Source organism: Actinocorallia longicatena, assembly GCF_039534125.1.
In the GTDB taxonomy this organism is placed as follows: domain Bacteria; phylum Actinomycetota; class Actinomycetes; order Streptosporangiales; family Streptosporangiaceae; genus Actinocorallia; species Actinocorallia longicatena.
Genome location: NZ_BAAAUV010000002.1, coordinates 234,246 through 246,962, shown reverse-complemented (window position 1 = coordinate 246,962; position 12,717 = coordinate 234,246). Strand labels below are relative to the sequence as shown.

At 70.4% G+C, this 12,717-nt stretch carries 15 protein-coding genes; 10 read left to right on the top strand and 5 right to left on the bottom strand.

Annotated elements, in window-relative coordinates:
• The first annotated feature begins 48 nt into the window (after positions 1-48).
• From ABD785_RS04160 to ABD785_RS04150, 3 genes are read left to right on the top strand one after another with little or no spacing between them, the layout of a single operon-like run.
• Entirely contained in the window at positions 49-1,281 is a 1,233-nt protein-coding gene (locus ABD785_RS04160) for an ABC transporter ATP-binding protein (protein ID WP_344822287.1), read from the top strand.
• Positions 1,282-1,314: 33 nt separating this feature from the next.
• Complete coding sequence (locus tag ABD785_RS04155; RefSeq protein WP_344822285.1) at positions 1,315-2,085, top strand: class I SAM-dependent methyltransferase; 771 nt, start codon at positions 1,315-1,317, stop codon at positions 2,083-2,085.
• Between the two features lie 60 nt (positions 2,086-2,145).
• Complete coding sequence (locus ABD785_RS04150) at positions 2,146-2,757, top strand: TetR/AcrR family transcriptional regulator (protein ID WP_344822283.1); 612 nt, start codon at positions 2,146-2,148, stop codon at positions 2,755-2,757.
• A 7-nt stretch (positions 2,758-2,764) separates the two neighbouring features.
• Here the strand turns inward: ABD785_RS04150 and ABD785_RS04145 are convergent, their stop codons facing one another.
• Complete coding sequence (locus ABD785_RS04145; RefSeq protein WP_344822281.1) at positions 2,765-3,481, bottom strand: IclR family transcriptional regulator; 717 nt, start codon at positions 3,479-3,481, stop codon at positions 2,765-2,767.
• A gap of 75 nt (positions 3,482-3,556) precedes the next feature.
• On the opposite strand from ABD785_RS04145, the gene leuC reads away from it, so the two are divergent.
• Positions 3,557-4,954, top strand: a complete 1,398-nt coding sequence (gene leuC / locus ABD785_RS04140) for a 3-isopropylmalate dehydratase large subunit (RefSeq protein WP_344822279.1) — start codon at positions 3,557-3,559, stop codon at positions 4,952-4,954.
• 13 nt (positions 4,955-4,967) lie between these two features.
• Positions 4,968-5,555, top strand: coding sequence for a 3-isopropylmalate dehydratase small subunit (gene leuD / locus ABD785_RS04135; RefSeq protein WP_344822277.1), 588 nt, complete (start codon positions 4,968-4,970; stop codon positions 5,553-5,555).
• A 55-nt stretch (positions 5,556-5,610) separates the two neighbouring features.
• Here leuD and ABD785_RS04130 read toward each other — a convergent pair whose 3' ends face one another.
• Both ABD785_RS04130 and ABD785_RS04125 read right to left on the bottom strand, forming a co-directional pair.
• A complete protein-coding gene (locus ABD785_RS04130; protein ID WP_344822275.1) occupies positions 5,611-6,753 on the bottom strand; it encodes a glycosyltransferase 87 family protein in 1,143 nt (380 codons plus the stop codon).
• 136 nt (positions 6,754-6,889) lie between these two features.
• Positions 6,890-7,573 (bottom strand): hypothetical protein, encoded by a 684-nt coding sequence (locus tag ABD785_RS04125; protein ID WP_344822273.1) that lies wholly within the window; start codon positions 7,571-7,573, stop codon positions 6,890-6,892.
• A gap of 576 nt (positions 7,574-8,149) precedes the next feature.
• Here ABD785_RS04125 and ABD785_RS04120 point away from each other — a divergent pair.
• The 4 genes from ABD785_RS04120 (at position 8,150) to ABD785_RS04105 (ending at position 10,961) form a co-directional block, all read left to right on the top strand.
• Positions 8,150-8,512 (top strand): DUF485 domain-containing protein, encoded by a 363-nt coding sequence (locus ABD785_RS04120; RefSeq protein ID WP_425547727.1) that lies wholly within the window; start codon positions 8,150-8,152, stop codon positions 8,510-8,512.
• Positions 8,509-10,215: a solute symporter family protein gene (locus ABD785_RS04115; protein ID WP_344822269.1), complete on the top strand. Its 1,707-nt coding sequence runs from the start codon at positions 8,509-8,511 to the stop codon at positions 10,213-10,215. The genes ABD785_RS04120 and ABD785_RS04115 overlap by 4 nt, the downstream gene beginning before the upstream one ends.
• 107 nt (positions 10,216-10,322) lie before the next feature.
• A complete protein-coding gene (locus ABD785_RS04110; protein ID WP_344822268.1) occupies positions 10,323-10,544 on the top strand; it encodes an SCO5555 family protein in 222 nt (73 codons plus the stop codon).
• A gap of 138 nt (positions 10,545-10,682) precedes the next feature.
• A complete protein-coding gene (locus ABD785_RS04105) occupies positions 10,683-10,961 on the top strand; it encodes an HU family DNA-binding protein (protein WP_344822266.1) in 279 nt (92 codons plus the stop codon).
• Between the two features lie 68 nt (positions 10,962-11,029).
• Here the strand turns inward: ABD785_RS04105 and ABD785_RS04100 are convergent, their stop codons facing one another.
• Positions 11,030-11,230 carry a hypothetical protein gene (locus ABD785_RS04100; RefSeq protein WP_344822264.1) on the bottom strand — a complete coding sequence of 67 codons (201 nt, stop codon included), beginning with the start codon at positions 11,228-11,230 and terminating at the stop codon, positions 11,030-11,032.
• A 9-nt stretch (positions 11,231-11,239) separates the two neighbouring features.
• Positions 11,240-11,887, bottom strand: coding sequence for a 2-phospho-L-lactate guanylyltransferase (gene cofC, locus ABD785_RS04095; protein ID WP_344822262.1), 648 nt, complete (start codon positions 11,885-11,887; stop codon positions 11,240-11,242).
• Between the two features lie 94 nt (positions 11,888-11,981).
• On the opposite strand from cofC, the gene ABD785_RS04090 reads away from it, so the two are divergent.
• Positions 11,982-12,710 carry a lysophospholipid acyltransferase family protein gene (locus tag ABD785_RS04090; protein WP_344822260.1) on the top strand — a complete coding sequence of 243 codons (729 nt, stop codon included), beginning with the start codon at positions 11,982-11,984 and terminating at the stop codon, positions 12,708-12,710.
• Positions 12,711-12,717: the final 7 nt, after the last annotated feature.

Genomic DNA, 12,717 nt, shown 5'->3' with positions numbered 1-12,717 from the left:
TAACGCAACTTCATGGACAAAACCGGTTAACCGGGGTTCTACTGCGCCATGGCCTCAGTAGCCCTCGACGCGGTCAGCAAGATCTATCCGAACGGATACCTCGCCGTCGAACACCTGGATCTTCAGGTCGCCGACGGCGAGTTCCTCGTGCTGCTGGGCCCGTCCGGCTGCGGGAAATCCACCGTCCTGCGGATGATCGCCGGGCTGGAGGAGGTCACCAGGGGCACCGTCTTTCTGAACGGCCGTCCCGCCAACGATCTGATGCCCAGCCAGCGCGACATCGCGATGGTCTTCCAGAACGGCGCCCTCTACCCGCACTTCTCCGTGCGGGAGAACCTCGCCTTCCCGCTGCAGATCGCCAAGGACGACCACGAGGCGATCCGCGGCAAGGTCGTCGAGCTGTCGCGGGCGCTCGGCATCGACCAGACCCTCGACCGCAAGCCCGCGACGCTCTCGGGCGGGCAGCGGCAGCGCGTGGCCATGGGCCGGGCGATCATCCGGCAGCCGTCGGTGTTCCTGATGGACGAGCCGCTGTCCAGCCTGGACACCGCGCTGCGCACCGAACTCCGGCTGGAGATCGGCTCGATGACCCGTGAGCTGGGCATCACCACCCTCTACGTCACGCACGACCAGGTCGAGGCGCTGACCCTGGCCGACCGGATCGCCGTCCTGCGCGACGGCGTGCTGGAGGATCTCGGCACGCCCGGCCAGATCTACGACGACCCCGCGACGGCCTTCACCGCGGGCTTCCTCGGCACGACCCAGCTCAACCTCGTCGTCGCCCAGGTCCAGCGGTGCGCGGACGGGGTTCTGCTCGACCTCGGCAACCAGCGGCTGCTCGTCCCGTGGGCGGACCCGCGGGCCCGCCCGCTGCTCGGCCACTTCCAGCAGCAGGTCATGGTCGGCATCCGCGTCGACGACCTCGTCCCCACCGACGACCCGCGCCCCGGCATGTTCCTCGACGGCAGGGTCGTCACGCTGGAGTACCAGGGATCGTCCTGGACGGCCCTCGTCGACGCCGGGATCACGACCGCAGAGTTCGTGCCCCGCCCCAGGCCGAGGCCGCGCCGCAGATCGGGCGGGTTCTTCCGGCGGCCCACCCTGGAGGACGCCGCCCCCGCCCAGGAGCACGTGGGCATCCACCGGCGCTCGCACCTGATGGCCCGGATGCCGTCGGGGATGAAGTGGCAGCGCTCCACGCCGGTGCGGCTTGCGGTGGATCCGTCCCGTTTGCTGTTCTTCGGCGCGGACGGTCGGCGCGTCGATCCCGTGATTCGCTGAACTGATCATTACGCATCGTGTACGAATCAGTGCATGACTTACACGCAGCGTCAGCGTTCGAGCCTCGCCTACCAGCTCCGCTACGCGGTGAAGAATCCCACCAAGATCGGGCCCTATCTGAGCCGGTACGCCAGGGACACGATGCTGCGTGCGGGCTCCGCCGACCACGTCGCCTACTACCGCGAGGTCATGCGGTCGGACGTCAAGGAGAAGAGCCCCTACGACGCGGTCGGCAGCCGCAGCCACGATCACTGGCTGAAGAACGGCAAGCGGCAGTTCGACTACCTCGTCACGCACGGCCTGCGCCCCCACCACAACGTGCTGGAGATCGGCTGCGGCAACCTGCGGGCCGGCTGGCGGATCATCGATCTGGTCGGCCCCGGCAACTACCACGGCATCGACATCTCGCCCGACATCCTGCTCGCCGCGAACGACACGATCGTCCAGTACGGCCTCCAGGACAAGCTCCCGCATCTGATGCTCGTCGGCGACCTGACCTTCTCGGGCCTGCCGGACGCGCGGTTCGACGTGATCAACGCCCACAGCGTCTTCTCGCACACCCCGCTGGAGGTGATCGAGGAGTGCTTCTCCCACATCGGCCGGATCCTGCGGCCGACCGGCTTCTTCGACCTCACCTTCGACCGGACCGAGCGGGCCGAGCACCAGGTGCTCCGCGAGGACTTCTACTACCGCACCGAGACGCTCCAGGAGCTGGCCGCCGCCTACGGGCTCGCGGCGACCTTCATGGACGACTGGGAGGCGACCCCGCACAAGCAGTCCAAGCTGCGCATCTGCCAGTCCTGAGCCGCCGGCGGGGCCGCCTCGCCCGGGGCCGCGGGAAGGGGCCGCAGTAGGGTGGGCCCCGTGGCGGATATCAGGGAGCGCCGGGGCTACGCGGTCGGCGACGCGCGCCGCGCCCGCATCCTCGCGGCCGCGACCGGCGAGTTCGCCGCGCACGGCTACCGGGCGGCGTCGCTGTCGCGGATCGCCGAGCGGGCCGGGCTCTCCCAGGCCGGGCTGCTGCATCACTTCCGCACCAAGGAGACCCTGCTCATCGCGGTCCTGGAGCTCCGGGACGCCCAGCACGCCGCCCGCTTCGTCCGGCCGGACGGCTCCACCCTGGCGGGCCGGGAGATGCTGGAGGAGCTCTGCTCCCTGATCGACAGGAACGCCGAGACCCCCGACCTCGTCCGGCTGCTGGCGGTGATGACGGCGGAGGCCGTCGCCCCCGGCCATCCCGCCCACGGCTGGGCCCTGAACCGCTACCGGCAGCTCCGCCAGTACACGATCGAGGCCCTGACCACGGGCGTGGCCAACGGGGAGTTCGACCCGGGTCTCGACGCCGAGGCCCAGACCGACCGGCTGATCGCCCTGATCGACGGCCTCCAGCTCCAGTGGCTGCTGGACCCGTCCCGGATGGATCTCGCCGGGGTCTTCCGGGGGTATGTCGCCGATCTGCTGGCCGTCCGGGGGTGATCCCCGGTCAGGCGCCGCGCCGCATGGAGTCGCTGATCTTCTCGGCGGCGGCGACGACGGGACCGGCGTGGACGCGCCCGGGGGAGCGGGTGAGGCGCTCGAGGGGCCCGGAGACGGAGATCGCGGCGATCACCCGGCCGCCGCTGCCGCGGATGGGCGCCGAGACCGAGCCCACGCCCGGCTCGCGCTCGCCGATCGACTGCGCCCAGTTGCGGCGGCGGACCGAGGCGAGGGTGGCCGCGGTGAACTTGGCACCGCGCAGGCCGCGGTGCAGCCGGTCCGGCTCCTCCCAGGCCAGCAGGACCTGGGCCGCGGAGCCCGCGGTCATCGGGAGGGCCGCCCCGACCGGGACGGTGTCGCGCAGGCCGCTGGACCGTTCCGCCGCCGCCACGCACACTCTCACGTCGCCCTGGCGCCGGTAGAGCTGGGCGCTCTCGCCGGTCAGGTCGCGCAGCTGGGTCAGGATCGGCTGGGCGATGGCCAGCAGGCGATCTTCCCCCGCGGCCACGGCCAGCTCGGCCAGGCGCGGCCCGAGGATGAACCGGCCCTGCGTGTCGCGGTGCACGATGCGGTGGTGCTCCAGCGCGACGGCCAGCCGATGGGCCGTGGGACGGGCCAATCCGGTCGCCGTGACGAGCTGTGCGAGCGACGCGGGACCGGCTTCGAGCGCGTTCAGAACGAGAACGGCTTTGTCCAGCACGCCGACTCCGCTAGAGTTGTCCATACCTCGATATTGCCGTCTCAAACGGTGAGACGCAACTCGGGGAAGTACTGAGACTCGATGGAGAGGGTGAGTGCGATGGGTCGCACACTGGCCGAGAAGGTGTATGACGCCCATGTGGTGCGTCGGGTCGAGGGCGAGCCGGACCTCCTCTACATCGACCTGCACCTGGTGCACGAGGTCACGTCCCCGCAGGCCTTCGACGGCCTGCGCATGACCGACCGCAAGGTCCGCCGCCCCGACCTGACGATCGCCACCGAGGACCACAACGTCCCCACGCAGGACATCCTGCTGCCGATCGCCGACCCGGTCTCCCGCACCCAGGTCGAGACCCTGCGCAAGAACTGCGCCGAGTTCGGGGTGCGCCTGCACCCGATGGGCGACGCCGGCCAGGGCATCGTGCACGTGATCGGCCCGCAGCTGGGGCTGACCCAGCCGGGCATGACCGTCGTGTGCGGCGACTCCCACACCTCCACCCACGGCGCGTTCGGCGCGCTGGCCTTCGGCATCGGCACCTCCGAGGTCGAGCACGTCCTGGCCACCCAGACGCTGCCGCAGATCAAGCCGAAGATGATGGCGATCACGGTCGAGGGCGCGCTGCCCGAGGGCGTCACGGCCAAGGACCTGATCCTCGCCGTGATCACCGAGATCGGCACCGGCGGCGGCCAGGGCTACATCGTCGAGTACCGGGGCGAGGCCATCCGGGACCTGTCGATGGAGGGCCGCATGACGGTCTGCAACATGTCGATCGAGGCGGGCGCGAAGGCGGGCCTGATCGCTCCCGACGAGACCACCTTCGCCTACCTCGAGGGCCGCGACCACGCCCCGAAGGGCGAGGAGTGGGACACGGCCGTCGCCTACTGGAAGACCCTGCGCACCGACGACGACGCGGTCTTCGACAAGGAGGTCGTGATCGACGCGACCACCCTGACCCCGTTCGTCACCTGGGGCACCAACCCCGGCCAGGGCGCCCAGCTCGGCGCCGTCGTGCCGAGCCCGGAGGACTTCACCGACCCGATCGAGCGCCAGGCCGCCGAGCGGGCCCTGGAGTACATGGGCCTCACCGCCGGCACCCCGCTGCGCGACATCAAGGTCGACACCGTCTTCGTCGGCTCCTGCACCAACGGCCGGATCGAGGACCTGCGGGCCGTCGCCGAGGTGCTGAAGGGCCGCAAGGTCGCCGACGGCGTCCGGGCGCTGATCGTCCCGGGCTCGGTCAAGGTCAAGATCCAGGCCGAGGCCGAGGGGCTCGACGCGGTCTTCACCGCGGCCGGCGCCGAGTGGCGCGAGGCGGGCTGCTCGATGTGCCTGGCGATGAACCCGGACAAGCTGGCCCCCGGCGAGCGCGGCGCGTCCACCTCGAACCGCAACTTCGAGGGCCGCCAGGGCAAGGGCGGCCGCACCCACCTGGTGTCCCCGGCCGTCGCCGCCGCCACCGCCGTCAAGGGCCGCCTGGCCGCCCCCGCCGACCTGTAAGGAGCGTTGGATCATGGAAAAGTTCACCGTGCACACCGGCCGGGCCGTCCCGCTCCGCCGCAGCAACGTCGACACCGACCAGATCATCCCGGCCGTCTGGCTGAAGCAGGTCTCCAGGACCGGCTTCGAGAAGGGCCTGTTCTCGGCCTGGCGCGAGGACCCGTCCTTCGTGCTGAACAACACGGTCTACGAGGGCGCCTCGATCCTGGTCACCGGCCCGGACTTCGGCACCGGCTCCTCCCGTGAGCACGCGGTGTGGGCCCTGCAGCAGTACGGCTTCCGCGCCGTGATCGCCTCCCGGTTCGGCGACATCTTCCGCAACAACAGCACGAAGATGGGCCTGCTGCCCGTCATCCTCGACGAGAAGATTGTTGAGGAGCTGCAGAACGCGGTCGAGCACGACCCCGCCACGGAGATCACCGTCGACCTGGAGCGGCGCGAGGTCCGCTGCGGCGATCTGGTCGCCACGTTCGACCTCGACGACTACACCCGCTGGCGGCTGATGGAGGGCCTGGACGACATCGGCCTGACCCTCCGCCACGCCGACGACATCTCCACCTTCGAGACCACCCGCCCGGCCTGGCTCCCCGCGACCGTCTAGGGAGCCGGCCGACCCCGAACTTGGCCCGCATCAAGGCCGAGCGCGGCCGTCCCGGTCACGAGCCATGGACGGCCTGAACAACACCGCGTGCCCCCGGGACAGAACCTCGCCCGGGGGCACGCGCACGCAGCCCCATGAACACGAGGAAGCCGAGGCCCGCCAGCAGGTAGGCGTTGGCCGCGACGGTCATCGCCCCGTGGAACCCGTACCTCGGATGCGGGGTCAGCCACATCGGGGCGAGCACGAACAGCGCGACGGCCGCCCCCGCCGCGATCCGGTGCCCGTCCCTGACCAGGACGGCCAGCGCCGGGATCACCCACACCCAGTGGTGCGTCCAGGAGATCGGCGAGACGAGCAGCCCGGTGCAGCCGGTGACGGCCGCCGCGGCGAGCCAGTCCCCGCGCCGGGCCCGGAGCGCCGCGACCGCGATCCCGGCGCAGCCGAGCGCCGCGGGCACCACCGGATACCAGCCGCCGACGCTCCCCGCCCCGCCGAGCACCCGCAGCAGCGCCCCGAACGGCGACTGGTTGCTGATGTAGGGAGCCCCCACCCGGCTCGTGTCGTAGAAGACGTGCGTCCAGTAGTGCCACGAGGCCTCCGGAGCGACGAGGAAGGCCGCGACGCCGCAGCCGAGAAAGGCCCCCGCCGCGACGAGGGCGTCCCTGACCCTTCCGGCGAGAAGGAGCAGCACGACGAAAATGCCGGGCGTCAGTTTGACGGCCGTGGCGATGCCGATGCCGATTCCCGCGCGACGCCCCTCGCGAAGGCGCCGCACATCGGTGAGGACCATCGCCAGCAGGAACAGATTGATCTGCCCGAGGAACAGCGAGTGCCACACCGGTTCCAGCAGCAGCCCGCCGGAGACGGCCGCGGCCAGCCGGACCGGGGTCACCCGCCATCCGGCGATCCTCGCGGTCTGCGCGCAGGCCCACCCCAGGGCCGCGACCGAGCCCAGCTCCCACAGCAGGCGCGCCGCGGTCAGCGGCAGCAGCGACAGCGGAGCGAAGGCCACCCCGGCGAAGGGCGTATAGGTGAACCAGTGCGCGGCGAGCTCCTCGGTGTAAAGCCGGGTCCCGTCCGCGACCACTCGCCCGCCCAGCGCGTAGATGCGGAAATCGAGTGCGTCCCACGCGATGGCGAACACCGCGACGGAAACGAGCTGAAAGGCCAGCAGCCGGTAGACCCATGTGCTTTTCACGTCACCATTCCCTCCGTCAGGAGAAATCAATGGTGGCGATCGGGCTCACGGGCGCACATCGGGCCGCGGGCTGCATTACCGGGGACGCGGGAGGGCCCGCGGGCGTACGCCCGCGGCCCCTCTCCCGCGCCGTCCGTCAGGCCGGGGGAGCCCCCAGCGTCCACAGGGTCTCGAACTGGGCGATGCGGGCCTTCAGATGCTCGGCCCTGCGGATGATGCGGGTCGACAGGAAGGTGGGCGCCCCGGAGTGGGAGGGCGCGGGGATGAGCTCGTAGCTCGCCGCCCGGTCGAACACGACGAAGTCGATCAGTGAGCTGCGCAGGGTCAGCGGGACGGACTCGCGGTCGGTCACGCGGACCTGGATGTCGGCCGCGGTCTGTGAACGGCAGATGCTCAGGAACTCCGGACGCCCCGCGTCGGCGGTGCTGTCGAGGATGAACAGCCGGCGGACGGTGACCCCGCGGCGGACCGCGTCGGTCTGGGCCCGCAGGTAGCGGTGGCCGAGGTCGCCGGTCCAGAAGCCGCCCTTGAAACCGCGTTCGAGCCCGTCGACGACCAGGGTGCTCGTGGCGTCGATCGAGGCGGTGGAGGTCCGGGCGAGGGACAGCATCCAGTCGCGGTCCTCGCCGTCGTCGTAGGCGGCCTCCCCGTCCGCGAGCTGCCGCAGGAACCGGGCGACCCGGTGCAGCTCCGCGTCGGCGATGCCCTTGACCAGCGGTGGAACCGGGCCCTCGAACCGTTTGACGCTCTCCAGGAGCGCGGCCAGGGCCGAGGCGTCGAGCGCGGAGTCGGCCATCTCGGGGCGGGGCTCTTGCCGCATGGGTCATCCGTCCGGGGGGTGGGGGGCTGGTGTCCCTCCAGATATACCCGGACTCGGCCGGACCATCTCAGGATGGAACCCATTCGTGCCCGGCCGCCGCAAAGCAGATGCGCATTCGTCACCGGAGGGTGGGGTAACAATGCCGTTTTGCACACGCGGTCAGGGGATAAGGGCGAGAGCTTCCGGGTGCCGGACCCGCGCGGCAGGGGTGCTCGCACCCGCTTTCCGGGACCCTTCCGATCGATGAAACCGCAGGTCAACGCCACTCCCCAGGGGTCGCGTCGGGGAGCCGATCCGAGGGCCGTTCGCAGGGGTGCGCACGATCGCGGGCTGGACCGAAAACGGGCGCTCACGGAATCGGCTCCGGAGTGTGATCGTGCGAGCACTGCCGGTTCTTGAATTCACCCCCTGCGGCGATCGGCCCGAGGTTATGTTTGATCTCGTTGCGGAGTTGTCCAAGCACACACAGTTGCCTTATCGGGTGTACGCCAGGGAGTGGGCATGGCCGGGCGGTATTACGCCTCTATCGCGGGCGATCGGAAGTTTCGGTTGCTGCGAGGGAGGTCCAGACGGTTGATGGTGGCCGTGGTGGCGATGTTCCTCGGTTGGTACTTCGTCTATATCGGGCTGTCGGCGTTCGCGCGCGACTTCATGGCGCGGCCCGTCATCGGGAACATCAACGTCGCGTTGGTGTTCGGGGTGCTGCAGTTCGTCTCGACGTTCCTGCTCGCCTGGTACTACTCGCGCTACTCGCGCACCTGGCTCGACCCCCTCTCGGCGCAGCTGCGGACCGAGGCGGAGTGGCGGCAGGCCGAGTACGAGCGCGCGGCGGCCGAGCACCGCAGGACCCAGGTGCCCGGCCAGGCCCAGCGCATCGCCCGGTCGCAGGGACGGGGCGAGCGCCGGCTCGACCCGCAGTGGTGGGGGGAGAAGTCATGACCGGTGGCGGCAGGTCGCTGACGATGGTCCTGTTCGTGCTGTTCATCCTCAGCACGCTGGCCATCACGTTCTGGGCGCGCAGGAACACCCGCGGAGCCGACGACTTCTACGCGGGCGGACGCGCCTTCAGCGGCGCGCAGAACGGGGTGGCGCTCGCCGGTGACTACATGTCGGCCGCGTCCTTCCTGGGCATCGCGGGGATCATCGCCCTCAGCGGCTACGACGGGTTTCTCTACTCGATCGGATTTCTCGTCGCCTGGCTGCTCACGCTGCTGTTCGTCGAGCTCATGCGGAACGCCGGCCGGTTCACGATGGCCGACGTCCTGTCGTACCGGGCCAAGAAGCAGGGCAAGGTCAGGACGGCCGCGGCCATCTCGACCGTCACCGTCTCGGTGTTCTACCTGCTCGCCCAGATGGTCGGCGCGGGGGCCCTGGTCTCCCTGCTGCTGGGCATCCACCCCGGCGAGACCTTCCACGGGGTGTCGGCGGCGTCGGCGCGGACGCTGACGATCGTCGTCGTCGGCGTGATCATGATCTTCTATGTCATGTTCGGCGGGATGAAGGCCACGACCTGGGTGCAGATCATCAAGGCCGTGCTGCTCATCGGCAGCACGATCGTGCTGACGGTGCTCGTGCTCAGCCGGTTCGGCTTCAACGTCAGCCACATGCTCGGCGACGCCGCCGAGGCCAGCGCGAAACCGGCGGGCTTCCTCGAACCCGGCGGGAAGTACGGCAAGGACGTCGCGGGCGACACCTGGCAGACCGTCGTCAACAAGCTCGACTTCATGTCGCTGGCCCTCGCGCTCGTGCTGGGCACGGCGGGCCTGCCGCACATCGTCAGCCGGTTCTTCACCGTCCCCGACGCCAGGGCCGCCCGCACGTCGGTCAACTGGGCGATCGGCCTGGTCGGCGCGTTCTACCTGATGACGCTCGCCCTCGGGTTCGGCGCCGCCGCCCTGGTCGGCCACAAGGCCATCTCCGAGCAGGACCCCGGTGGCAACACCGCGGCCCTCCAGCTCGCCTACGAGCTCGGCCGCCACCTCGGCGGCTCGGTCGGCGGCGACATCCTGCTGGCCTTCGTCGGCGCGGTCGCCTTCGCGACGATCCTCGCGGTGGTCTCGGGCCTGGTCCTGGCCTCCTCGACCTCGCTCGCGCACGACTTCTTCGGCCACGTCCTCATGCTGGGACGCCCCCGGGAGTCGCAGGAGGTCGGGTTCGCGCGGTTCGCCGCGGTCCTGATCGGCACCTTCGCGATCATCCTCGCGGTGGTGGCCCGCAACCTGAACGTGGCGTTCCTCGTGGCGCTGGCGTTCGCGATGGCGGCCTCGGCCAACCTGCCCGCGATCACCCTGTCGCTGTTCTGGCGGCGCTTCACCACCACGGGCGCGGTCGCCGGGATCTACGGCGGGCTGTTCGGCTCGTTCGTCCTGGTCGTCTTCTCGCCGGTCGTGTCGGGCAAGGTCGACCCGGTGACGGGCAAGAGCCTCTCGCTGTTCCCCGCGGGGATCGACTTCCACTGGTTCCCGCTGGAGAACCCCGGCATCGTCTCCATCCCGTTCGGCTTCGCCTGCGCCGTCGCCGGGACCCTGCTGGGCAAGGAGAGGCCCGTCCAGGAGAACTACGAGGAACTGTCCGTGCGCTCCCTGACCGGCATCGGCGCCCACCGGCCGCCGAGCCGGGCCGCCCGGCACCGCTCGGCCTGACACCGCTCGGCCTGACACCGGGGCCGGAACCGCCGCGGCGGTTCCGGCCCTCGCGCGCTCCAGGGGCGGCGGCGGGGTGCCGGAGGCCGGGCTGAGAGAATGTGCGGATGACCAACGAGCCGCAGTGGGAAGATCCGGGGCTGACTCTGCTCGCCCAGCGGCTCAGGACGGCCCATCAGCGCATCGCGCCCTTCCCGGTCGAGATGCGCCAGCGGCTGCACCGGCATCTGCTGGCGATCACCGATCTGGCCAAGCGCGACCACGAGCTGGCGGCCCGCCGGCTGGCCGTTTTCCTCGACGAGCTCGACAAGGGCGCCGATCCGGTCTGACGACATTTCCCCCCGATCCCGTCAAATCCCTCCATCTAACAGCCATGACATGGGAAAACTCGCGGAGAGGTGATTGTGTCGGTGCCCTCGCGCCCCTAGTTTCAGGGGCGCAACGGGGGAACCGGAGGAGTAACCCAAATGAACAAGCGTGAGCTCGTCGATGCGATTGCCGAGCGCCTGAGCGGCAGCAAGAAGGACGCTGCTGAGGCGGTCGACGCGATTCTCGACACGATCCAGAGCACGGTGGCGAAGGGCGAGAAGGTGGCCATCACCGGCTTCGGCTCTTTCGAGAAGGCGGACCGTCCCGCCCGCACGGCCCGGAACCCTGCTACCGGGAAGACGATCCAGGTCGCCGCGACCTCTGTGCCTAAGTTCAAGGCCGGGGCCGACTTCAAGAACCTGGTCGCCGGCAAGTAGGCGTCTACGTGAACGCCCGTCTCCTCGGAGGCGGGCGTTCTCGCTTTTCCGCTCGGGCTCGCTTCTCCTCAGGGCAGCGGCAGCGTCGACAGGGTGATCGCGGTGATCGACTCCCCGTCGTAGGCGATGTTCACCCGCTGGCCGAAGCGGAGCATCCGCAGCCCGCCCGCGTCGAAGGCCTCGGTGCCGAACGGGACCGGGGTGCCGTCGTCGAGGAGCACGCTCCCGCTCCGTGTGGCCGCGTCGTAGTCCTTGACCGTTCCCTGCATGACCGCAGCCTACTGCGGACGTCCCCGGCCGAGGATCAGCCGGGCCACCCGCTCGGTGCGGGGGCCGAGACCGAGCGCCAGGGCCTCGCGGAGATCGTCGGCCGTGTCGACGTCGCGGCGGACCGAGGGGATGTCCGGCAGGTCGATCTCCTTGACGCCCAGCGCCACGTGGCGGTCGCGCGAGCCGTTCCCGAACGCCGGGGCGAAGACGACCCCCGCCGAGGCCGTGTAGAGCGTCGTGCCGGTGCCGGCGAGGTCGGGCACGAAGGCGTTCTCGTGGTCGGCGGCGGCCGTGAGGGCCCGGGTGAGCTCGGCGGGGCGCAGGGCGGGCAGGTCGGCCGAGAGCGCCCCCACCGGCACGGGGCCGTCCAGCCTGGCCCGGCCCGCCCCGTGGACCAGCGCGGGGTTGAGTCCCCGGTCGGGCTCGTCGGGCACGATCCGGGCCCCGGCGGCGGCCAGTTCGGCCGCCGCGAGGGCGTCGTCGGTCACCACGACGACCGCTCCGACCAGCGGGCAGGACAGGGCCGCGGCGACGGTGTCGGCGGCCACCGCGAGGGCGAGCGCCTGCCGGTGCGGCCCTGCGGCGTCTGCGATCCGGGACTTGGCCAGGGCCAGCAGCTTGACCGGAACGATCAGGGACCAGGGGTTAGTTGCCATAGCGAAATCGACAATAGGTGCTCGGAGCGACGACACTGGGTATCACCCCCGGCCCGCGCCCACCAGGAAGAACGTCAGACATGGTCGACCGCTGATGGCTTACCGTTACTCGAGAGGCTGGCGCCTCTTCACGATCGGACTGCTGCGTCCCCCGCTGTTCCTGCTGCTCCGGCGGAACTGGCGGGGCCAGGAGAAGATTCCCCGCACCGGCGGGGTGATCCTGGCCTGCAACCACATCTCCGAGGTTGATCCGTTCGCGATCGCCCACTACGTCTACAAGGCCGACCGGTACCCGGTGTTCCTGGCCAAGGAGGCGGTCTTCCGCATCCCCGTGCTGGGCAGGATCGTCGGCTGGGTCGGGGAGATCCCCGTCCTGCGCGGCTCCTCGGACGCCTCCAGGGCGTTCGACGGGGCCAGGGAGGCGCTCGACGCGGGGCAGTGCGTGATCTTCTATCCGGAGGGCACCTGCACCCGCGATCCGGAACTTTGGCCGATGGTTGCCAAAACGGGCGTGGCCAGGCTGGCCCTCGAGACCGGCGCTCCCGTCATCCCGGTGGCGAACTGGGGTGCGCAGGAGCTGCTGCGTTACGGCAGCTCGAAAGTGAACCTGTTCCCGCGCAAGGTGATGAACATCGCGGCCGGAGATCCGGTCGACCTGACCGCCCATTCCGGCCCGGAGCCGGACGCGGATACTCTCAGGGCGGCTACGGAAGCCATCATGCGGTCGATCTCGGCGCTGCTCGGAGAGCTGCGCGGACAGACTCCCCCCAAGGAGATCTACGACCCTCAGAAGACGGCCGTTGAGGAGCGCAAACAGTCGTGACGCGAGT

Excerpts from the sequence above, each read along its gene's own strand:
- ABD785_RS04160 (WP_344822287.1), top strand. The coding sequence starts at position 49 with ATGGCCTCAGTAGCCCTCGACGCGGTCAGCAAGATCTATCCGAACGGA.
- ABD785_RS04155 (WP_344822285.1), top strand. The coding sequence starts at position 1,315 with ATGACTTACACGCAGCGTCAGCGTTCGAGCCTCGCCTACCAGCTCCGC.
- ABD785_RS04145 (WP_344822281.1), bottom strand. The coding sequence starts at position 3,481 with ATGGACAACTCTAGCGGAGTCGGCGTGCTGGACAAAGCCGTTCTCGTT.
- leuC (WP_344822279.1), top strand. The coding sequence starts at position 3,557 with ATGGGTCGCACACTGGCCGAGAAGGTGTATGACGCCCATGTGGTGCGT.
- leuD (WP_344822277.1), top strand. The coding sequence starts at position 4,968 with ATGGAAAAGTTCACCGTGCACACCGGCCGGGCCGTCCCGCTCCGCCGC.
- ABD785_RS04125 (WP_344822273.1), bottom strand. The coding sequence starts at position 7,573 with ATGCGGCAAGAGCCCCGCCCCGAGATGGCCGACTCCGCGCTCGACGCC.
- ABD785_RS04120 (WP_425547727.1), top strand. The coding sequence starts at position 8,150 with ATGGTGGCCGTGGTGGCGATGTTCCTCGGTTGGTACTTCGTCTATATC.
- ABD785_RS04115 (WP_344822269.1), top strand. The coding sequence starts at position 8,509 with ATGACCGGTGGCGGCAGGTCGCTGACGATGGTCCTGTTCGTGCTGTTC.
- ABD785_RS04110 (WP_344822268.1), top strand. The coding sequence starts at position 10,323 with ATGACCAACGAGCCGCAGTGGGAAGATCCGGGGCTGACTCTGCTCGCC.
- ABD785_RS04105 (WP_344822266.1), top strand. The coding sequence starts at position 10,683 with ATGAACAAGCGTGAGCTCGTCGATGCGATTGCCGAGCGCCTGAGCGGC.
- ABD785_RS04100 (WP_344822264.1), bottom strand. The coding sequence starts at position 11,230 with ATGCAGGGAACGGTCAAGGACTACGACGCGGCCACACGGAGCGGGAGC.
- cofC (WP_344822262.1), bottom strand. The coding sequence starts at position 11,887 with ATGGCAACTAACCCCTGGTCCCTGATCGTTCCGGTCAAGCTGCTGGCC.
- ABD785_RS04090 (WP_344822260.1), top strand. The coding sequence starts at position 11,982 with ATGGCTTACCGTTACTCGAGAGGCTGGCGCCTCTTCACGATCGGACTG.